The sequence below is a fragment of the Arthrobacter sp. Z1-9 genome, assembly GCF_054792695.1.
Map to the genome: position 1 here is coordinate 194,358 of NZ_CP096456.1, position 19,909 is coordinate 214,266.

19 protein-coding genes are annotated in these 19,909 nt (G+C 61.6%); 11 read left to right on the forward strand and 8 right to left on the reverse strand.

The window, feature by feature from the left end:
• Window positions 1-33: 33 nt before the first annotated feature.
• The 3 genes from M1D93_RS00925 to M1D93_RS00935 all read left to right on the forward strand — a co-directional run bounded on the left by M1D93_RS00925 (window position 34) and on the right by M1D93_RS00935 (window position 3,200).
• Complete coding sequence (locus M1D93_RS00925; protein WP_461173335.1) at window positions 34-1,371, forward strand: MFS transporter; 1,338 nt, start codon at window positions 34-36, stop codon at window positions 1,369-1,371.
• Between the two features lie 112 nt (window positions 1,372-1,483).
• Entirely contained in the window at window positions 1,484-1,930 is a 447-nt protein-coding gene (locus M1D93_RS00930) for a type II 3-dehydroquinate dehydratase (RefSeq protein WP_461173336.1), read from the forward strand.
• 250 nt (window positions 1,931-2,180) lie between these two features.
• Entirely contained in the window at window positions 2,181-3,200 is a 1,020-nt protein-coding gene (locus tag M1D93_RS00935) for a Gfo/Idh/MocA family protein (protein WP_461173337.1), read from the forward strand.
• A gap of 531 nt (window positions 3,201-3,731) precedes the next feature.
• Here M1D93_RS00935 and M1D93_RS00940 read toward each other — a convergent pair.
• From M1D93_RS00940 to M1D93_RS00970, 7 genes are all read right to left on the reverse strand, one after another.
• Window positions 3,732-5,321 carry an acyl-CoA synthetase gene (locus M1D93_RS00940; protein ID WP_461173338.1) on the reverse strand — a complete coding sequence of 530 codons (1,590 nt, stop codon included), beginning with the start codon at window positions 5,319-5,321 and terminating at the stop codon, window positions 3,732-3,734.
• A gap of 12 nt (window positions 5,322-5,333) precedes the next feature.
• Window positions 5,334-5,567, reverse strand: coding sequence for a hypothetical protein (locus M1D93_RS00945; protein WP_461173339.1), 234 nt, complete (start codon window positions 5,565-5,567; stop codon window positions 5,334-5,336).
• A 101-nt stretch (window positions 5,568-5,668) separates the two neighbouring features.
• The gene (locus tag M1D93_RS00950; protein WP_461173340.1) at window positions 5,669-6,124 is read right to left on the reverse strand and encodes a MaoC family dehydratase; all 456 of its coding nucleotides are present in this window, start codon (window positions 6,122-6,124) and stop codon (window positions 5,669-5,671) included.
• Between the two features lie 70 nt (window positions 6,125-6,194).
• Window positions 6,195-7,406 (reverse strand): acyl-CoA dehydrogenase family protein, encoded by a 1,212-nt coding sequence (locus M1D93_RS00955; protein WP_461173341.1) that lies wholly within the window; start codon window positions 7,404-7,406, stop codon window positions 6,195-6,197.
• Window positions 7,407-7,409: 3 nt separating this feature from the next.
• The gene (locus tag M1D93_RS00960) at window positions 7,410-8,294 is read right to left on the reverse strand and encodes an amidohydrolase family protein (protein WP_461173342.1); all 885 of its coding nucleotides are present in this window, start codon (window positions 8,292-8,294) and stop codon (window positions 7,410-7,412) included.
• A 21-nt stretch (window positions 8,295-8,315) separates the two neighbouring features.
• The gene (locus M1D93_RS00965) at window positions 8,316-9,254 is read right to left on the reverse strand and encodes an SDR family NAD(P)-dependent oxidoreductase (RefSeq protein WP_461173343.1); all 939 of its coding nucleotides are present in this window, start codon (window positions 9,252-9,254) and stop codon (window positions 8,316-8,318) included.
• A gap of 300 nt (window positions 9,255-9,554) precedes the next feature.
• Window positions 9,555-10,091, reverse strand: coding sequence for a MarR family winged helix-turn-helix transcriptional regulator (locus M1D93_RS00970; RefSeq protein WP_461173344.1), 537 nt, complete (start codon window positions 10,089-10,091; stop codon window positions 9,555-9,557).
• Between the two features lie 492 nt (window positions 10,092-10,583).
• Between M1D93_RS00970 and M1D93_RS00975 the strand changes: the two genes are divergently transcribed.
• The 6 genes from M1D93_RS00975 (at window position 10,584) to M1D93_RS01000 (ending at window position 15,429) form a co-directional block, all read left to right on the forward strand.
• Window positions 10,584-11,570, forward strand: coding sequence for an ABC transporter substrate-binding protein (locus M1D93_RS00975; RefSeq protein ID WP_461173345.1), 987 nt, complete (start codon window positions 10,584-10,586; stop codon window positions 11,568-11,570).
• 368 nt (window positions 11,571-11,938) lie between these two features.
• A complete protein-coding gene (locus M1D93_RS00980; protein WP_461173346.1) occupies window positions 11,939-12,694 on the forward strand; it encodes an ABC transporter permease in 756 nt (251 codons plus the stop codon).
• Window positions 12,691-13,464, forward strand: a complete 774-nt coding sequence (locus tag M1D93_RS00985) for an ABC transporter permease (protein WP_461173347.1) — start codon at window positions 12,691-12,693, stop codon at window positions 13,462-13,464. The genes M1D93_RS00980 and M1D93_RS00985 overlap by 4 nt, the downstream gene beginning before the upstream one ends.
• A 157-nt stretch (window positions 13,465-13,621) precedes the next feature.
• Entirely contained in the window at window positions 13,622-14,416 is a 795-nt protein-coding gene (locus tag M1D93_RS00990; protein ID WP_461175082.1) for an ABC transporter ATP-binding protein, read from the forward strand.
• Between the two features lie 66 nt (window positions 14,417-14,482).
• On the forward strand, window positions 14,483-14,968 hold the full coding sequence (locus M1D93_RS00995; RefSeq protein ID WP_461173348.1) for a MarR family winged helix-turn-helix transcriptional regulator: 486 nt from the start codon (window positions 14,483-14,485) through the stop codon (window positions 14,966-14,968).
• Window positions 14,965-15,429, forward strand: a complete 465-nt coding sequence (locus M1D93_RS01000) for a DUF3237 domain-containing protein (protein ID WP_461173349.1) — start codon at window positions 14,965-14,967, stop codon at window positions 15,427-15,429. Before M1D93_RS00995 ends, M1D93_RS01000 begins: the two co-directional genes overlap by 4 nt.
• Here M1D93_RS01000 and M1D93_RS01005 read toward each other — a convergent pair.
• The gene (locus M1D93_RS01005) at window positions 15,414-16,373 is read right to left on the reverse strand and encodes a PaaX family transcriptional regulator (RefSeq protein WP_461173350.1); all 960 of its coding nucleotides are present in this window, start codon (window positions 16,371-16,373) and stop codon (window positions 15,414-15,416) included. The two genes, M1D93_RS01000 and M1D93_RS01005, sit on opposite strands and share 16 nt — an antisense overlap.
• Before the next feature lie 134 nt (window positions 16,374-16,507).
• Here M1D93_RS01005 and M1D93_RS01010 point away from each other — a divergent pair, with 134 nt between their 5' ends.
• Complete coding sequence (locus M1D93_RS01010; RefSeq protein ID WP_461173351.1) at window positions 16,508-18,256, forward strand: CocE/NonD family hydrolase; 1,749 nt, start codon at window positions 16,508-16,510, stop codon at window positions 18,254-18,256.
• A 65-nt stretch (window positions 18,257-18,321) separates the two neighbouring features.
• Window positions 18,322-19,890 carry an ABC transporter substrate-binding protein gene (locus M1D93_RS01015; protein ID WP_461173352.1) on the forward strand — a complete coding sequence of 523 codons (1,569 nt, stop codon included), beginning with the start codon at window positions 18,322-18,324 and terminating at the stop codon, window positions 19,888-19,890.
• The last annotated feature ends 19 nt before the right edge of the window (window positions 19,891-19,909 follow it).

The window sequence follows — 19,909 nt, forward strand, 5'->3', positions numbered from 1 at the left end:
GGGCTGCGGTTGCATCACAGAATGGAGAATGACATGAGCGACATCGTGGTCGAACCTCACGGTTCTCAGATGGTCAAAACCCCTCGAAAGGCTGCTGTTTCCGGCTGGATCGGCAGCGCCTTGGAATACTACGATTTTTTTATTTACGGCACAGCCGCCGCGTTGATCTTTCCGAGGCTGTTCTTCCCGGCGGAGAATCCCACCACCGCGACGATCGCATCGCTTGCGACGTTTGGTGTCGCTTACGTGGCGCGTCCCATCGGGTCGTTCATATTTGGACATCTGGGCGACACCATAGGTCGTAAACGGGTACTGACGATCACCTTGTTCGGTATGGGTGGTGCGACGTTCGCCATCGGGATCCTGCCCACCTACGATCAGATCGGAATTTGGGCTCCGGTCCTGTTGCTGATTTGCCGGATTATGCAGGGTCTGGCCGTGTCGGGTGAGCAGTCCAGTGCCAGCTCCACAGCGCTGGAGCATGCGCCGGCGAATCGTCGGGCCTTTTACTCGAGCTTTACCCTGGCAGGTACACAGGCCGGTAACATCCTCGCGAGCCTGGCGTTCCTGGTGGTGGCAACACTGCCGGATGAGCAACTGTTCACCTGGGGTTGGCGGATCCCGTTCCTGCTCAGCGTGGTGGTGGTTGCCGTGGGTTGGTGGATTCGAAAGAGCCTGCACGAGAGCCCCGTGTTCACTGAAGAGAAGGAGCATGGCGAGGTCCCGAAGGCGCCCCTGAAGGTGCTGTTCAAGGTTTACACGGGAAGTGTCCTGCTGATCGTCTTTGCCGCGTTGGCGTCGGTGAACAGCACAATTTTCGGCCAATTCGCGCTGACTTATGGCGTGACGGGACAGGGCATGTCGCGCAGCATGTTCCTCTGGTTGGCGATCCTGATCAATTTCCTGGCTTTGTTCACCATTCCGGTAATGGGTTTGCTCTCGGACAAGGTCGGCCGCAAGCCGGTGTACGTCATCGGCATGATCGGGGTTGCGATCATGGTGTGGCCGTTCCTCTGGTCGATCAATCAAAAGAACGTGCCCCTGCTGTTCATCACCAGCATCCTGATGGTGGTGATTTGCTATGCCTGCTATGCGGGTACAGCGTTCGCGATCTTCAACGAGCAATTCTCCACACGGGTGCGGATGTCCGGAGTGGCGGTTGGAACCCAATTCGGTTTTGCCCTGGGCGGCTTCGCCCCGGCGATCGCTGCGACACTCGCCGGAGAGGGCCTGCAGTCCTGGGTGCCAGTGGCTGTCTTTGCCTGCGCTGCGGCACTGATCGCAGCGGTCGCGGCGGCCTTCATGCGGGAAACCTACAAGACACCCCTCAACGATCTCGGAAAGAAAGCCCCGGCGAAGAGTGCTTCCTGAGCGTTGTCCAGTGGAAGACGCGGCGCATTCACTTGGCTGATGCGGGGTGAATGCGCCGTCAGCGCCTAGTCCAAGTCCCTAACCGTGCCTACTTCCTAGGGAAAGTGTTGCCGTGACAAATGCTGTGTACGTACTGAACGGGCCGAACCTGAACATGCTGGGCAAGCGCGAACCGCACCTTTACGGGAGCGTCACGCTCCCGGAGGTCGAAAAGCACTGCCGGGAACGGGGAGCCGAACTCGGGCTGGACATCATGTTTGAGCAGAGCAATGCCGAGTACCAGTTGATCGACTGGCTGCATCAGGCCTACGAGGAAGAAGCGGCGGTCGTGATCAACCCGGCCGGGCTGTCATTCCGCTCAATTCCTTTGCTCGACGCGCTCAAGATCATCCAACGGCCCATCGTGGAAATCCACGTGACCCAGATCCACCAGCGCGGCGGCCTCTACGACCGCTCGCTGGTCTCCACCGTGGCAGACGTCGTCATCTGCGGGGCGGGCGTATTCGGCTACGACCTGGCGCTGCAGGCAATGGCCGCGAGGCTCGCGGAACTGGCATGACCCAACGGAGCCAGATGCTGCGCCGGAATGTCGTCGCCCCACAGCGACGTCGAGGCACCAAGCGCAACGGGACGTTGCGTGCAACAACTTGCGGGCGATTGGGCCCTAACCCACCTGCATTTCGACGGCGGATACGATCCCGCTGACATCCCAAGTCGTGAATAAGTCATGCAGAACCTCGCTTCGGTACCACGGCCACGGCGAGGGGTCTCGCCATCTCAATTCGTGTTGACCGAGCCAAGGAGATGCCATGGAGAAAATCCGTTGGGGTGTGATCGGTGGCGCCTCAATCGCGCGTTACCGCGCCCTGCCTGCAATGAAGCAGGCGCGAAGTGTTGAGTTGACTGCACTGGCTTCGCGAAGTGCCGAGAAGGCAGCCGTTGTGTGTGCCGAACTGGGCATTCCGACCGCTTACGGCTCCTATGAACAGCTGCTGGCGGACCCGGACATCGATGCCGTCTACCTCCCCTTGCCCAACCACCTGCATTGCGAGTGGGCTGTGAAAGCAATGGAGGCCGGCAAGCATGTGCTGTGCGAAAAGCCGCTCAGTTTGTCACTCGCCGAGATCAAACGCCTCACGGAGGTTCGAAATCGAACAGGCCTGCACATCGAGGAGGCATTCGTCTTTCGGAACCATCCGCAATGGCAACGCACGGCCGAAATCCTCGAGGCGGGCACGATCGGTGACGTGCGAGGGATGCAGGTCACGATGGCGATGCAGTTCCTTGACCCAAACGACATCCGCAACAAACTCGAGCTCGGCGGCGGGGCGCTTTACGATCTGGGCGGCTACGTCATTAGTGCGTGCTCGATGGTGTTCGGGCGGGAACCAATCAGGGTCATCGCCACAATTGACCGTGATCCTGAGATGAGAATCGATCGGCTGTCGACCGCCATCCTTGACTACGGCGGCGCCCACGCGACGATCACCGTCTCCACCCAAGCGGGCCCGGCGGGCCGCGGGACCCATCAGCTGTTGTCCGTGCTCGGGTCCACCGGGTGGCTGCGCATGGACTTCCCACTCGCCCAGGCAGTACCCCACGAGTGCCACGTTCTCATCGGCGATGCGACCAGTATCGGCGGATTCGAGACAAGTTCCTTCACCTTCGAGCCGGTAAACCAATACACGCTGCAGGGGGAACGATTCTCCCGCTACCTCCTCGGCGAGGACGTGCCCACATGGCCAATCGAGACAGCAGCAACGACCATGAAGATCATCACAGCGATTTTCGGGTCTGCGGCGACCGGGCAGTGGCAGGAACTGGACTAACTCTCTCGCTCACCTGACTGCTATCGAGCCCGCACCTACCCCCCCGTCGCGGATGATTTGCTGGACGCGCGAAAACACGTTGAGACGAGTTCTCTCACCTGTTTCTACTCGTCCTACTCGAACGCCCGTGAGGCGATAATGGGCTTCCGTCAACCTGCCTCAGCCGAACAAACCCGCGCTTGCTGATCACCCGGCCGGAACTGATGGGCACTTTGATCCGTCCATGACTGGGGTCAATTCGGGTTATCCAGGGCTGGAAGTGGGAGCCGTTGGGGTAGCTCCCTGGCAGCGGTAGCGGTGGATCACCTATGAGAATTGTCCCCGGCTGTGGGCGGTGGCAGCATTCTTCTTCACGGTGGAGCGGAGATCTAATTCCCACTGCTTCTGCAGTCTAGGCAAGGAGGCATTTGCCAGGTTGGGGGTAATTGAAACTGACGGTCCTCTGGTTGGCCCGCTCTTTGATCAGCCCATACTGCCGGTTAATTCAGCTGGTTGGAGGCGGGTATCGAGAGAGCAGACAACCGGACTACGTCAGGACGTGGAGCTGGCGACGGGTGGGTTTACGTAGCTTTCGAGGTGTTGGCGGAGGTTAGTTTTGCGGATCTTGCCGCTGGCGGTCCGTGGCATTTCGTTGACAAACACAACAGATTTCGGGATCTTGTAGCGTGCCAGTCTGCCGTCCAGGTGGGCCTTGACCTGTTCTTCGGTCAATTGTGCTCCGTCGCGCAGCTGGATGACCGCTCGTGGCACTTCTCCCCATTTGTCGTCCGGCACCCCGATTACCGCGACACTGCCGACGGCGTCCAGCTCAGTGATGGCTTGCTCTACTTCTGCCGGGTAGATGTTCTCTCCGCCGGAGATGATCATGTCCTTGATCCTGTCCGCGACGAAGTAGAAGCCCTCTTGGTCCTGGAATCCCATATCCCCGGATTTGAACCATTTGCCGGGGGCGTATGACTCTTCGGTGGCATCGGGGCGGTTCCAGTATCCGTGTATGACGTTGGGGCCCTTGATGTGGATTTCCCCGACGGTTCCTTGCTGGACGGGCTCACCCAGAGGATCAGCGATCCGGACATCGGTGAAGAAGTGCTGAAGCCCGCACGAGCCGGCCTTGTCCCGTGATCTTGTTGCCGGGAGGACCGTTGCGCCGGGGGCGGTTTCGGTCATGCCGTAGCCGGTGCCGATCTGGAGGCCTCGGGCTTCGTACGCGTCGAGTACCCGCAACGGGATGGCGGACCCTCCGCAAGTGAGTTTGTTCAGCGAACTGAGGTCTGCCGTTGCCCATGCGGGGTGTTCGCAGATGAGCTGGTAGGTGGTCGGGACCCCGCTCATGGTCGTAACTCTGTACTGCTCGATCAGGGCAAGGACCCGGTTGGGGTCAAACCTTGATTCGAGGATGATGGTGCCGCCTTTGAGGAGAGTGGGGAGCACGCCCATGCTCAGTGAGGCGACGTGGAACATCGGTGAAATCATCAGCGCCACGTCGTTCGAGGAGAAGTCGAAGTCCACGATGACGTTGATGCAGTTCCAGGTGAGGTTTCCGTGGGTGAGCAGGGCACCTTTGGGGCGCCCGGTGGTACCGGAGGTGTACAGGATCATTGCCCCGTCGTCCAGGCCCACAGACTCGTCGAGGAATTGAAGGGATCCGGAGGACACGAGTTCGTCGAACTCTTCACTTGGCAGCTGGCCAGCAACTTCATCTGCCTCGCTGGTAGGCGGAGCGGAATCGTTCACTGTGCTGAGTAGTCGCACGTGCGTATTTGTTGCACCACGGCGGGCAAGGACGGTCAGGCTTCGGGCGTGTACCAGAGCCACGGCGTCACTGTCTTGGAGCTGGTACCGGATTTCCGGTGGCGCGAGCCGCGTGTTGAGCGGAACGAAGATGGCTCCCAGGAGGCCGCAGGCGAAGAGTGTCTCCAGGAAAGCAGGGTGGTTTTCACCGAGGTAGGCCACCCTGTCCCCTTTAGCCACACCGCGGTCGCGGAGGGCGTTGGCCAGCCGGGTGGCGCGTTCTGCGAATTCCTCGTAGGTGAGTTCGCTGTCCCCGGAGATCAGGGCCGCTTTGGTTCCTGATTTGGGGCGACGCCGTTGCAGCCATGAGCCGATGCCGAAGTTCTCCACGGCGGGTCCTTTCTAGAGGTGGTCTGGGCTTGTTAGAGCCGTACGGTCTGGAGGTCGTTGTTTTGGGTCCCTGGTCAGCAGGATGAACAGGATTGCAATTACGGACATGGCGGCCAGATATAGGACCACGGAGTTCGTGTTCCCGCCAGAGTCCTTGAAGATCTGGGCCACGATGACGGGGGTGCTGCCCAAGTAGCTGGCGGCGATGACGGTGCGTGCCTCCTTGCGCCGGCTTGCCGGGTCCATGGCCTGAAGCTGCGATATGTGGGACATCTTTGCTCAGCAGAGGTGTGCGACTGGGATGGGCGGGGCCTCGACGTCGAGGCCCCGCAACGGCCGGGGTTTGTTTACTTGTAGAAGCGGGCGAGGAATTCGGCTACTACGGCGGGGCGTTCCTGTCCTTCGATTTCGATGGTGTTGGCCACTTTGATCTGGGCGCCGCCCTTGACTTCGGTTACTTCAGCGATGGTGGCCTGCATGCGGATGCGGGAGCCCACCTTCACGGGGGACGTGAAGCGGACTTTGTCCAGGCCGTAGTTCACCTTGGTTGTTACGCCGTCTACGTCAAACAGCTCGCCCCAGAAGGGGATGATGAGGGAAAGGGTGAGGAAACCGTGCGCGATGGGGGCACCGAAGGGTCCGTCCTTGGCGCGTTCGGGGTCAACGTGGATCCACTGGTCATCCCCTGTCGCGTCGGCGAACTTGTTGATCTGTTCCTGGGTGATTTCGCGGTATTCGGTCGCGCCGAGGTGGGTTCCGGCGAGGGTGAGCAGTTTGTCGAAGTCGACGACGAGGTTAGGCATTTGAGTCTCCTGTTGGATTGATAGGGAAAAGTCCGGCGGCCGTGCCGCCGGGAGGACTGCGGGATTGAGGTCAGCGGGTGAAGGCGCTTTCGCCGGTGAGGGCGCGGCCGATGATCAGGGCATTGATGTCGTGGGTGCCTTCATAGGAGTAGACGGCCTCGGCGTCGGCGTGGAACCTTGCCACATCCGTCTCCAGGGTGATGCCGTTGCCGCCCACCATTTCGCGGGCCAAGGCAACGGTGTCGCGCATCAGAAGTGATGTCTGCATTTTGGCCAGGGCGGAGTCTTGGTCGCGGTAGATGCCCTTGGCCTGCTGTTCGGTCAGCCGGACTACCAGGGACAGCGCTGAGGTGACGTTGGCGAGCATTCGGGCCAGTTTCTCCTGGACCAGCTGGAAGGATCCCAGTGGGCGGCCGAACTGCTGGCGCTCCTTGACGTATCGGAGTGCAGCCTCGAACGCCCCGGCCTGGATTCCCGTCGCAATCCAGGCCACGTCGGAGCGCATGGCCCGGAGCATGGCGGCGACGTCGCGGAAGGAGTTGACGTTGTGCAGCCGCATCGCCTCAGGAACGCGGACGCCTTCAAGCGTGATGTGCGCGTTCTGCATTATCCGCAACGACGTCTTTCCGTGGATCTTTTCCAGCGTCACACCGTCGGCCCCGCGGTCCACCAGGAATGCCTTTACTTCTCCGTCCGCGACGTCACGGGCAAACACCGCCAGGACGTCCGCCGTGGCGGCACCCCCGATCCAGCGCTTCGCACCGTCCAGGACCCACGAGTCTCCCACCCTGCGGGCGGTGGTGGATAGTCCGCCGGCGATGTCCGAACCGTGTTCGGGCTCGGTGAGCGAGAAGACGCCCTTGAGTGAAAAATCGATGACCTTCGGCGTCCACTCGGCCTGCTGCTCAGGCGATGCGCCCACGCGGATGGCCGTGCGGAAGAGCCCGGACTGGGCGTTGTACCAGGTGGCAAGTGAGGCGTCCGTGCGGGCAAGTTCGAAGTTTCGGAAGCCGTGGTAAATTCCCCGCGCGCCCCCGTCGTCCGTGAGCTCAGCAGGTTCATCCAGATCAATCAGTGGCTGCACGAGAGGCTCGGGGAACTCGCCCTGTTCCCAGTAGTCGGCAAGCAGCGGCTGCGCTTCCCGATCCAGGAATTCCCGCAGCCTTCCCAACACCTGCCGCTCAGTGTCCGTCAGGAGTGACTCGGCATCGAAATAGTCGCACACGCTGTAGAGGCGGACACCTTGCGCCGTCTCAATGGTGAGTTGAGGATTGGGTGTCATCTCTTAGGCCGGCAGTCCGAGCAGGCGGACAGCATTGTCTTTGAGGATCTTCGGGCGGACCTCATCCTTGAGGGGCAGGTCCGCGAACGCTCCGAGCCACTTCTGGGGCGTGATCAGCGGGAAGTCCGTGCCGAAGAGCACCTTGTCCTGCAGTACGGAGTTGGAGGCCTTCACCAGGGACTCGGGGAAGTACTTGGGTGACCAGCCGGAGAGGTCGATAAACACGTTGGCCTTATGCGTGGCGATCGAGTTGGCCTCGTCCTGCCAAGGCACCGAGGGGTGGGCCATGATGATCTGCAGGCCAGGGAAGTCTGCAGCGACGGCGTCCAGCAGCAGGGGGTTCGAGTAGGCCAGCTTGATGCCGAACCCGCCGGGCAGCCCGGCCCCCATGCCGTTCTGGCCGGTGTGGAAGATGGCGGGCAGCCCGAGTTCCTGCAGGGTTTCCCACAGGGGGTAGAACCGTTCGCTGGAGGGGTCGAAGCCCTGCAGGGAGGGGTGGAACTTGAAGCCGCGGGCACCGAGATCGATGGCCTGGTGCTTCGCGCCCTGGATCGCGTCGGTTCCGGTGCGCGGATCGACGCTGCCGAACGGAATCAACACATCGTTGTTCCGCGCGGCTCCGGCGATCAATTCGGGGATGCTGTTCGGTTCGTGCTTGAGCTGGGTGCGGGCGTCCACCGTGAAGACGACAGCGGCCATGTTCAGTTCCCGGTACACCTCCGCGATGCGGTCCAGGGAGGGTGTACGGTCCTCAGCCTGAAAGTACTTGGCGGACGCTTCCGTGAGCGCAGGCGGGAGGGAGCCGTGCCCGCAGCTGTCCACTTCCAGGTGGACGTGCATGTCGACCGCCTCGATCTTCGAGGCGTCGATGCCGGGTTCGTAGCGCATATCGAATTCCTTCGCGGATCTTCAGCGGGCAACGGCAGGCTCGGGCTGCAGCGCGGCGGGCAGCGGGAGGAAATCCTCGCCGAAGCTCTGGAGCGTCTCCTTGCTGAAGAGGGTGGCAGCATTTTCCTGGAGGGCTTCGTAGCTCCAGCCGCCGTCGCGGTATTCCGTGGTGGCCGCCGTTGGGTGAGTCCAGACCTGCAGCCGGTCCCCGCCGGCGCCGATGGCTTGGCCGGTGATGCCGGCAGCGTCATCGGAGGCGAGGAAAGCAATCAGGCCCGCGACGTCGCCGGCCGTTCCGAAGCCGAGGTCGTGGCGGAAGAAGGAGGGCATTGCCTCGCCGCGGTCATCGGCCTCGACGGCCTTCTGGAAGTACGGGACGGTTCTGGTCATGGCGGTGGCGGCGACGGGGATGACCGTGTTGACGGTGACTCCGGCCTTTTTCATTTCCAGGGCCCAGGTACGGACCATGCCTACGATGCCTGCCTTGGCCGCGGCGTAATTGGTTTGGCCGAAGTTGCCGCGCTGGCCCGTGGGGGAGCCGATGGTGATGATCCGGCCGGCAATGCCGTTTTCCTTGAAGTAGCCGAACGCTTCACGGACACACGTGAACGTGCCTTTCAGGTGCACGTTAATCACGGCGTCGAAGTCCTCATCGGTCATCTTCAGCAGGCTCTTGTCCCGCAGGATCCCGGCGTTGGTGACCAGGATGTCCAGCCGGCCGAACGCCGCCACGGCTTTCTGCACGAGCTGCTTGGCAACGTCCGTAGTGCCCACTGGCGCGACGACGGAAACCGCCCGGCCACCCTCGGATGCGATCAGCGCCACGGCCTCCTCGGCGACTGCCGCGTCAACGTCATTGACGACGACGGCGGCGCCCTGGCGTGCGAGTTCCCGGGCGTAGGCAAGCCCGAGGCCGCGTCCGCTTCCGGTGACGATCGCTACTTTTCCTGACAGGCTCATGGCTGCTCCTTTGCTCGCTTGCTGTGCATCCTCGTTCAGATGGGATGCTTTCGTAGTTACATGTAAGTACGTATAATTGAAAATGTCAATCATCTTGGCGGGACGAACCGGCTGGTCATGGAATTGTCCGGCCCTGGGCAATGGCGAGGACATTGCCACCCGACATGAAAAACCGCCCCCACCTACCCCGGCGCGACCGTCCTCAGAGCCAGACTCTGACTCTAAGCATTAGGAGGCGCATCCAGACCCACCGGGAAAGGCCGGGTCAGGGTAATGAACTGATGTCGGTCAACGGTTCACCTAGTGCAACGCGATTCTTCGGAGCAGGGTGCGCAGCGCATCGATCTCCGTATCACTCAGCGCCGAGAGGGACATTCGCCGCGCTTCGCGAGTGGCTGCAGCGGCCTGATCAAAAATGCGGCGCCCCTCGTCCGTGGCAACGATGACGTTAGAGCGCCGGTCCTGAGGATCCGGCTGCCGCACCACGGCGCCCCGGCGCTCAAGATCGTCTACTAAAGCGACTATCTGACTGGGGTCCAAGCGAAGAAATTCAGCAAGCTCGCGCTGGGAGGGACTGGAGTTGCTGCACGCCAAAGATAGGACCGAGTAGGAACGTACTTTGAGGTCGTAGTCGCGGAGCAATAGATTCGCTCTCTCTGAGCACACTCCACTTGCTTTAGCCAAAAGGAACTCAACCTCACGGGAAAGGTCGCTCGCCGTCAAGCCGTCACCGGGAGAAACTGCGTTGGGGGATTCGGGCTGTAGAGGCAAGACGTGTCCTTTTCCGGCGGCGCAACCAATGAAACCATTGATCTTATCAAGAATAAGGTGTGACAAGCGCCACCCAAAAGCAACCGCGCCCAAAGGGCTGACTGGGGCTATGTCCCCTGCGCGGACTCCTCAGGTCTCGATTCTTCGTGCGCCACAAACGCTACGCCTGACGGCGCACCACCTTCGCTCGCCTGTTCCAGGAGGTGCAGTGCCTAGCTCTCGTGGCGTCAACCGCAGCTTCGCTGCAGGCGGGATCAGTGCAGGTGCGGGTGTGCAGTCTTGGGGGAGACCGTTCGTCAGTGCCGCCACCCCCCTAGGGTTCGTTGAATATGACAATTATTCACTCGTGGACGTTCCACCTTGTTCCGCGCCATGGGCAAGGTACTGAAGGAGCAACGCGGACACGGCCGTCATGGCCAGGGGCGCCAGCTTCAATGAACTCAAGCTGCATAGTGTTGATTTTCTCAACTATTGAAGTTACATTGTTTCCAGATGTGGCATCGATCACAAGCCGCAGTGGAAGACCGACAGACGGTCCCCATCACAAAGGAGTGAAGCATGAGAAGACACCTCGGTAGGATGTTGGCGGGCACGGCGGTCGTGGGCCTAGCCCTGACCGGTTGCGGGCAAGGGTCGCCCTCCGGCAGCACCGCGTCGCCGGAGGAGAAAGTCGCTGGCGAACTGACAAAAGTTGTGGTGGGTGTGCTGCCGATCGCTCCGGTCTCTGCCATCCAGTACGGCGTTGACAAGGGCATCTTCGAGAAGAACGGTCTGGACGTCGAGTTCCAGACCGCGTCGTCCGGTGGCGCGATGCTTCCGGCTGTGTCTACAAACAGCATCAACATCGGCATCGGGAATCCTTTGGCCGTCTTCGTGGCCGTGGATAAGGGACTGGACATGAAGTTTGTCTCCGGCTTCTCGAACGCCAAGGCCGAGGGCAAGGATGTCACCGCGGTGATCGTCAAAAAGGACTCGGGCATCAACTCCTGGAAGGATCTGGAGGGCAAGTCGGTCTCCGTCAACGCGGTCAACTCCATGGGTGATCTAACCATCAAGGAATCTGTCGCACGCGACGGTGGAGACCCCAAGGCCGTCAAGTTTGCAGAGGTCGCGTTCCCGGATGCCCCTGCTCAGCTCGAACGCGGCAATATCGACGCCGCCTGGGTGACGGAGCCGTTCGTCGCCACAGCCCTGGCGGACACCAACAACAAGCTACTGGGCTACAACTACCAGGAACTGATTCCCGGCCTGCCCACCATGGTCGCGTTCACGTCTGGCAAGTACGCTGCGGACAATCCAGAAGCGATTGCCGCCTTCAAGACCGCGCTGGGCGAATCGATGGACGCCGTCAAGTCCGACGACGCCGGGGTTCGGAAATCGCTGGCGGCTTACCTCAAGATCCCCCAGCCAGCCGCTGACTCCCTCAACATGGAGGAGTTTTCCGCGGGGATCCGTACCGACCAGCTCAAGGAGTTCGGCACGCTCATGACGAAGTACGAATACGTCGGTAAGGAACCGGACCTGGACGCGATTCTCATCAAGTAGCCGTCCGGACCGCACTGGGGATGCCCTCGCGCTCTGCATCGTTGGGCATCCCTCCGCTTTCAGCTTCAACACAAAAGACACCGTCGTCAACGAGAGCGCTGATTCGACGCACGGCGAGCAAGGAAATCACTCATGAGGTACCCCACACATTCGAAGACCGTCCTAACCCGGAACCGCATCGAGTGCGGCCACGATGCTAGAAAAAACCTGGCCAAGTCAGTGAAGAGATACGGCATGCTCAACACTGACGTCGTTCTTGAGAAGTTGCTTTCCTGATGTCCGCGCCAGGCGTCGTTGAGGCAACACCCGGGACACTCACCAGCAGCCCGGGGCCCGCACGAAAAAAGTCTCGCGGCACATCCACGTCCATGCTGGGACTCATCGGCGTCATCGCCTTCCTGGCGATCTGGGAGTTCATGCCAGTCCTCGGGATCGTTCAGGCCCGCTACCTTCCCCCCGCATCCGAGGTGCTCATCGCTTTGGGCCGTGACTTTGGGTTGGCAGGCTTTTGGGAGGCCGTCGGTGAGACGCTGCTGGCGTGGGGTATCGGCCTTGTGTTGGCAGTCGCCGCCGGAGGCGTGCTGGGACTGGTAATTGGCATGAGTGGTTTCCTGCGCCGGTTTACCAACTCCATCATCGAGTTCCTTCGGCCGATTCCATCCGTGGCGCTGATTCCCCTGGCGGTGCTGCTTTTTGGCGTCAAGATCGAGTCCTCCTTGATGCTGATCCTCTACGCGTGCTTTTGGCAAGTGCTGATTCAGGTTCTCTACGGGGTCGCTGATGTGGATCAGGTCGCGATGCAGACCGCCAAGTCCTACGGATTCTCCCGAATGCAGTTGGTCAAGGACGTGGTGTTCCCGACCGTGCTCCCGTACTTGATGACTGGCATTCGTCTGGCGGCGTCCGTGGCCCTGGTCCTGGCCATCACGGCCGAGCTGATCATCGGTGCGCCGGGCCTCGGCCGTGAGATTGCGTTGGCGCAGTCCGGTGGTGCTATCTCCGGTATGTACGCACTGATCGTGGCCACAGGGCTGCTGGGCTTGGTCATTAACCTGGTCATGCGCCAAATCGAAAAGAGGGTGCTGAACTGGCATCCATCTGTCCGGGGAGAGATCGTTCTATGAAAACCATCAAGACCATCGGATACACGACCGCACTCCCACTAATCCTGTTCACTGCCTGGTGGATAGGTACATCAGGGGAGCCGAACTTTTTCGTTCCGACGCCCGGGCAGCTGGGCAAGACGTTCGGGCCGACATGGTTGGAAGGCCGAATCACCTCAGATGTGCTGCCCTCGATCGGCCGGCTGGTTGCAGGGGTGCTCGCTGCGGTCGTACTAGGGGTTATGGCGGGCCTGTTGGTTGGCCTGAATCGCACCATCCGCGCCGCAACGGAACCGGTCTTCGAATTCTTCCGCGCCCTGCCGCCGCCGGTCCTGGTACCGGTGCTGATGCTACTGGTCGGCATCAACGACGGCATGAAGATCGCGGTAATCGTATCCGGCTGCATCTGGCCGGTGCTGCTGAACACCATCGAAGGCGTGCGTTCGATCGATTCGGTGCAGAACGAGACCTCGAGGTCCTATGGAATTTCCGGTCTGAGCCGGATCCGGTACCAGGTGCTGCCCTCCGCGGCGCCGACGATCATGGCCGGCATCCGGCAGTGCCTATCGATTGGTCTAATCCTGATGGTCATTTCCGAAATGTTCGCGTCCTCGTCCGGGTTGGGCTTTACGATCGTGCAGTTTCAGAGGTCCTTCGCAATTCCCGAGATGTGGTCCGGCATTGTGGTCCTAGGCCTCATCGGTGTGGTTATGTCCTTCATCTTCCAATGGTGCGAGCGGCGCGTTTTGCGCTGGTACCACGGCCTTAAAGAGGTAGAAAATGCAGTTTGACACTCAGGACACCAAAGGCGCGGTGGGCCCACGGACCGGCACCACCGGGGCCCACGCGACGCTTGTCGCCCAAGACCTCATCTCCCAGCCCGCAGGGTCGGCAACATCGGGGGCGCACCCTGCACCGGCGGGCCGGACCCTGCCCCTGGGGCAGGCGCTGCTGAGCGTGCGCGGGCTGAAGAAGGTCTACCACACCGACGGCGGCGATATCGAGGCGGTTCGGAATCTGACGTTCGATCTCGCCCGCGGCGAGCTCGCGTGCCTCGTCGGGCCCTCCGGGTCCGGCAAGACCACTTTGCTGAAGTGCATCGCAGGGCTACTTGCCGCCACCGAGGGTGAAGTCATGCTGGACGGGCAGCGAATCACCGGCCCGCCAAAGAAGATGGCTGTGGTGTTCCAGGAGTACGGCCGGTCATTATTCCCTTGGCTGCGCATCGCGGACAATGTGGAATTGCCGCTGAAAAACGCAGGGGTGCCGAAGGTTGAGCGCCGACGCCGGGTCGACGATGCACTCGAAGCCGTGGGCCTATCCCACGTGCCGAAGTCCTACCCGTGGCAGCTCTCCGGCGGCATGCAACAGCGCGTCGCGATCGCCCGCGCCGTGGCCTATCAGCCCGAGGTCCTGCTCATGGACGAACCCTTCGCGGCCGTCGACGCGCAGACCCGCGCGGATCTGGAGGACTTGGTACGCCGACTTTGGAAGGACCTCGGCATGACCGTCCTGTTCGTCACCCACGACATCGATGAGTCCGTTTACCTAGGCGAGCGGGTCATCATCCTCTCCAGCTCCCCAACCGTGGTTCAGGAGGACATCGTCATCGACCTACCCGACGAGCGGGACCAACTCGAGACGCGCTCCTCACCTCGGTTCGCAGAACTGCGGCACCACGTCTATGAACAAATCCAGCGCGCCAAGAAGGGGCACCGGCCTGACGCGGAAAGGGTTTCGTAGGTGTACTGAGTCAGGAGGTTGGTTACACATGAGGTCACCCATCTTTTTTCACTTATTGGAGTGGGCATGGTCGCTGGAATGCAGGATGAACAACAGGTGGAACCGGTCGAAAAATTGGTCGCCGCATCGATTACTAAGGACCTGGGTTTTCTACTCGCGAAGTTGCACGCTGCCAGTACGGTGATAAACAACCGGGCGCTGGCGGACTTTGGTCTCAAGGAGCGCTCCTACTCGGTCCTGCTCCTGGCCGACAGCGGCTTGGAGCCTACGCAACGTGAATTGGCGGACTTTTTGAGTCTGGACCCCAGTCAGATAGTCATGTTGGTTGACGAGTTGGAGAAACGAGGGTTGGTGCAGCGTACTCCCGGTAAGCAGGACCGGCGCGCCAAGACAGTCACCAGTACGCATGAGGGGCATATGCTCACTGTCAAAGCGGGGGCGGCAGCGCGTAGTGCAGAACTTGAAGCACTGGCAGGACTTGCCGAAAGCGAAGCGGGCCAGCTTAAGAACCTTCTGCGCAAAGCGCTGTGGCACTCTCAGGCACGCCCATGATCATGCCTGTGGGACCCACCCTGTCTTATCTCGCTTCCGTGAAAGTCAAAGTCGGCCCGCCGATCGAGGTCGGGGAAACGCCCGACGGCTTCCGGCGGATTATCCCGATAATAGGCGGGACGGTTGAAGGCCCGGAACTGAGGGGTACGGTACTGCCGGCTGGGGCCGACTTCCAATTGCTGAAGTCAGAGACGCTGACCGAACTGGAGGCAAAGTACGTCATCGAAACCGAAGATGGCGAGCGTGTCTACGTCACTAACTTTGGTCTACGTTCCGGAGCTGCGGAGGATGTTGCCCGCCTGGTCCGCGGAGAGGTCGTTGCTCCGGAGCTGATCTATTTCCGGTGTACGCCGCGCATGGTCTCCACCGGACGGTGGGCGTGGCTGGGTTCGCGGATTATCGTGGGCACGGGGGAGAGGCACCCGGACGCTGTGCACCTGCATTTCTACGTCGTCGAGTAGGCGGTATGGGATGGCTGGTCCAGGGGAATGGATGCTACTCGGATTGCCGGGACGAGGTCGGGGTCCACTGCGCGGAGGCGCGTTTCGACGTGGGCGCGCGTTCCTGGAAGCAGGGCGTCATACAGGGATACGAACAACTGCCGGGCTGCGGGCAGCGGCCAGTCGTTCGGGAGCAGTTCCGCCGGCAGGTCGGGGTCATTCCACGGGAAGGTGCGCCATTGGTTCACCAGCGCGATCCGCGTGGCGAAGGCTTCCCTCGGCGAAATTCCCGCGTCCACCCGCTCCAGCCAGGGTGAGTACTCATTAATGAACGGAAGATATGGCGCGGCCGCTTCTTCGAGGTCCCACGCCGTCACGGGATCCTTCCCCAGTCGGGTGGTCTCGTCGACGTGGCAAACCATGAAATCCGTGATTCCAAACGAGTTGCAGGCGGTTTCAATTTCCCGGGTGTTGCCGTGCGGTGAAACCCAGAGGGCACCATAAAGGGGTGCGAAGCCGAGCCATTTAAGGCGTGCGCGGAAAACTTCGCGGAGGGCACGGTCGCTCTCCGGAATGCTGAAGGCGACGACAGTCCAGCGCCCATTCCATCCCGGACCGGGGGCTCCGAATGAGGCTATCTTCTCGAAGCCGATGTCGAGCCGTTCCCGCGCGGCCTGGGTTACCCGATAGAAGGAACGGCGTCCGGCGCTGGACTGCTCCAGGACCCCGCGGCCGGAGAGCCGGCTCAGGCCGGTGGAGGTGGCTGACCGGGTGAGGTCCAAATCCAGCGCCAGTTCCTGAATTACCAGGGAGGGCAGCCATTGGTCGTTCCGCCGCCAGATTTCTCCGAAAAGCGTGGTGAGCAGGTGCTGTGTGTGCCCGCCCTTCTGGGGGCGCGGAAGGTCGATTTGGATCTGCCCGGACGGGGTATTGGTCCCGGGGTCAATAGTGAGGGTAGGGGGCACCGGACCATCATGGCAGTCGAAACCCGCGGGAACAAGCAGAATCCGAAATGTTTTGCAGATGTGTTGACGAGCGTCGAGGATAACGCATACAGTCTGTGGAGTGATTTAGGACACCACCCCATCAAAGGATGAAAGTGCTTCGCTTTTCAGTGATCGTGGACAACGATGTCGAAACCGTCATGACAGATGGCGTCGTCCTCCGCTCAACCGTGTACCGCCCGGCCTCGCCGGACAGGCGCTTTCCGGTTCTCCTCACCCGGACTCCGTACGGCCGCGACCTCGCCGTCAACTCCGCCTATTTCAACCCCACGACGGTCGCCGCCGCCGGCTACGTTGTGGTGATGCAGGACTGCCGCGGCCGCTTTGGCTCCGATGGTGCCTTCGAGCCATCCATCCATGAGGCCGACGACGGAGCGACGACTGTTGCGTGGGCGGCTGGGCTCCCGTACGGAAACGGCAGTGTAGGGATGTGGGGGCGTTCCTACTTTTCGGAGACGCAATGGCGGGCCGCCACCCACCGCCCGTCGGCTCTGCAAGCTATGGCTCTGGGTGTCTCGGCTGCCGGCAATGCGAACAACGGCTCGCTGTTCCGCGGAGGCGCGCATGAGTTTGGGAGCCGTATCGGCTGGGGCCATGCGTCGGCGGCGTTGAATGAACTCCACCGAGAGTTCTCAGACGATCCTGAGCGGCGGAGCAAGGAGCTGCAAGCTTTCTTCGATCTCGACCAGGCCTTCGTCAGTGGGCGTGTTTACGACGCGTTGCCGATCAGTTCACTCGCTCCCAGTATGAGCTCCTTCGTGCGGCGCCATATCCTCCCCAGCGCCGGCGAGGCCCCGGGCGGGACCACAGCGGCAGCCTGGGACGAGCCCACCGCCGAGCCCATCCCCGTAGCCACCCTGCACATCGGCGGCTGGTTCGACATCTTTCTGCCCAGCACGCTCGCCCAGTACCGTATGCAGCACGACCTTGCCCAGGAAATTGATGGCATCACCCCACGGCTGATCGTTGGCCCGTGGAGCCATTCGAACTTCTCCGGCTCCTTTGCTGACGTCTCCTTCGGCATGCCCGCCTCCGCCGGTCTGGTTGGGGGGCATGGGGACCTGTCCAGGATCCACACCGCTTTCTTCGACGCAACACTCAAGGGCGAAACGAGCGCGCTGGAATGCGTCCCGCCGGTGCTTCTTTTCGTCATGGGCGAGAACACCTGGCGCGGGTACGACGAACTTCCCGAACCCACGGGGAAGCGTTCCTGGTATCTGGGCGAGGATGATGCGCTGCTGGAGGCCCCCGGGGCAGAGGCGACAGCTTCCTACGTCTACGACCCTGTCGATCCGGTGCCTACCGTGGGCGGGGCCACCATGATTTACGGCCCCTACATGCCCGGACCTGCCGACCAGTTCCTGGCCGAAAGCCGTGAGGACGTGCTGACCTTCACCACGGAGACGCTGGAGGAAGCAGTTACGGTCTACGGGCCGGTAACGGCAACGTTCCACGCCTCATCCTCGGCGCCGGACACTGACTTCGTGGTCCGGTTGTGCCGGGTGGCTCCGAACGGCCGCTCGTATTCACTGGCCGATGGAATCGTCCGGGCGTCGTGGCGCGACAGCCTCGACGAGGCCGGTAACTTCATTCCAGGCGGGAAACCCTCACCTTTGGAGCCCGGAAGGGTTTACGAATTCACAGTAAGCCTGTGGTCCACCGCCTACACTTTCGCCCCCGGGGACAGGCTTCGTGTTCAGATCACTTCCAGCTGCCACCCCCGCTGGGACCGCAACCCAAACACCGGTGCACTGGCCTACGACGCCGAGACCACCGTCCCGGCACGCCAAACACTCCATTTCGGCACGAACTATCCGAGCCGGCTGACCACAGGGACACTGTGACCCGGCCCGCTGCCCCCCCATCCATCCGCATCCACCCTTGCCACTCCCACCTAGGAGCCTTACCCATGTCATCGAAGAAGATGCCAATCCTCAGCACGGCCGCCCTCCTCACCACACTTTTCCTGACCGCCTGCGGAGGGGGAAGCAACACCGGCGCCAGTCAGGCCCCGGCCGGGAGCACAAAACTCACCGTGGCTGTGGCCACCGCTCCATTGAGCCTGGACACGAGCAAAGCCGCCAACGGCAGCCCCAACCGCTGGTTTGAGGACCCCGCTTATGAGTCCCTGATTAAGTTCGACGCCGAGGGCAAGCTTGTCCCGGGCCTGGCCGAGCAGTGGGGATATGTTGGCACCGATAACAAGACCTTCGAAGTTCAGCTGCGCCCGGGCCTGAAGTTCGCCGACGGCTCACCGCTGACGTCCGCTGAGGTCATCGCTACCTTCAAGCACTTCCAGGAAAAGGGCACCGGCCCCACCCGCGCGTACTTCATGGATCTGTCCTTCGCAGCGGACGGCCCGGAGCGGATCATCATTACCAGCGCTAAGCCCAACCCCATGATCGACCAGCTGCTGACCCCGAATTACTACGCAGGCAGTCCGGTCAGCCCGGCCGGCCTGAAGGATCCGGCCCAGCTGGCCTCCAAGACCTTTGGTGCCGGTGAGTATGTTCTGGACGCCGGGCGGACGGTGTCCGGTGACCGTTACGTCTATGTGAAGAACGAGAACTTCTACGACCAGGAAGCCATCGACTTCGAGGAAATCACCGTCCAGGTCATCCCGAACGTGACCCAGCAGGTGCAGGCACTGAAGACCAAACAGATCGATGCCATGTACGCCGATGCAACGGTCGGCGGTACCGCCGGAGGCGGGAGTATCGAGGAAATCTACAAGCCTAACCTGTGGCGCGGCGTCTATCTCTTGGACCGTGACGGAACGAAGGTTCCGGCGCTGAAGTCAAAGGAGGTCCGCCAGGCGCTGAATATGGCGGTGGACCGCCAGGCCATCGTCAATGCCGCGTATGGCAAGTACGGATCGCCCATTCAGCAGCCCACGCCTTCGGGCACACCCGCCTACGGCTACGACGAAGCGCTGAACTCCACCTACACGTACGATCCCGCCAAGGCAAAAGAGCTGCTGGCCAAAGCCGGTTACCCGGACGGTTTCACACTCCCAATGAGCTACCAGTCATTCAACGGTGCCGATACCAAGATGGTCCAGGCGATCGCCGCCCAGCTCGGGCAGATCGGCGTCAAGGTCGAACTCAAGCCGGCGGCGAACTTCGGCGAATGGGTCGGTGACCTGAACTCGCTGAACAATGGAGCCACGGTCCTTGGTGCCGGCGGACCCCTGTACCTGACCTCGCAGTTCGGCTTCATGCCCAACGGAGTGCTCAACCCCTTTAAGGTGGAGAACCAGGCCGTGGGCGAAGCATTCAACCAGCTCTCCACCGCCACCGAAGACCAGATCGGGAACCGAGCGAAAGACCTGTCCAAGGTACTGGTCGAGGAAGCCATCGCAATGCCGATCGCCCAAGTGGATGCGATCTTCATGTTCAACAAGGACAAAGTCACCGGCCTGGAATACATCGGAGAATCCGGAGAGCTGCTGCCCATCACCGCCTGGTCGGCCAAGTAGCCTAAACCGGCCGTGCCAA

What these genes read in the sequence shown, in the direction of transcription:
- M1D93_RS00945 (WP_461173339.1), bottom strand. Translation starts at nt 5,567, where the DNA reads ATGGACCCGGCAAGCCGGCGCAAGGAGGCACGCACCGTCATCGCCGCC.
- M1D93_RS01000 (WP_461173349.1), top strand. Translation starts at nt 14,965, where the DNA reads ATGATCATGCCTGTGGGACCCACCCTGTCTTATCTCGCTTCCGTGAAA.
- M1D93_RS00980 (WP_461173346.1), top strand. Translation starts at nt 11,939, where the DNA reads ATGCTGGGACTCATCGGCGTCATCGCCTTCCTGGCGATCTGGGAGTTC.
- M1D93_RS00935 (WP_461173337.1), top strand. Translation starts at nt 2,181, where the DNA reads ATGGAGAAAATCCGTTGGGGTGTGATCGGTGGCGCCTCAATCGCGCGT.
- M1D93_RS01015 (WP_461173352.1), top strand. Translation starts at nt 18,322, where the DNA reads ATGTCATCGAAGAAGATGCCAATCCTCAGCACGGCCGCCCTCCTCACC.
- M1D93_RS00925 (WP_461173335.1), top strand. Translation starts at nt 34, where the DNA reads ATGAGCGACATCGTGGTCGAACCTCACGGTTCTCAGATGGTCAAAACC.
- M1D93_RS00955 (WP_461173341.1), bottom strand. Translation starts at nt 7,406, where the DNA reads ATGACACCCAATCCTCAACTCACCATTGAGACGGCGCAAGGTGTCCGC.
- M1D93_RS00960 (WP_461173342.1), bottom strand. Translation starts at nt 8,294, where the DNA reads ATGCGCTACGAACCCGGCATCGACGCCTCGAAGATCGAGGCGGTCGAC.
- M1D93_RS00975 (WP_461173345.1), top strand. Translation starts at nt 10,584, where the DNA reads ATGAGAAGACACCTCGGTAGGATGTTGGCGGGCACGGCGGTCGTGGGC.
- M1D93_RS00985 (WP_461173347.1), top strand. Translation starts at nt 12,691, where the DNA reads ATGAAAACCATCAAGACCATCGGATACACGACCGCACTCCCACTAATC.
- M1D93_RS00965 (WP_461173343.1), bottom strand. Translation starts at nt 9,254, where the DNA reads ATGAGCCTGTCAGGAAAAGTAGCGATCGTCACCGGAAGCGGACGCGGC.
- M1D93_RS00995 (WP_461173348.1), top strand. Translation starts at nt 14,483, where the DNA reads ATGGTCGCTGGAATGCAGGATGAACAACAGGTGGAACCGGTCGAAAAA.
- M1D93_RS00950 (WP_461173340.1), bottom strand. Translation starts at nt 6,124, where the DNA reads ATGCCTAACCTCGTCGTCGACTTCGACAAACTGCTCACCCTCGCCGGA.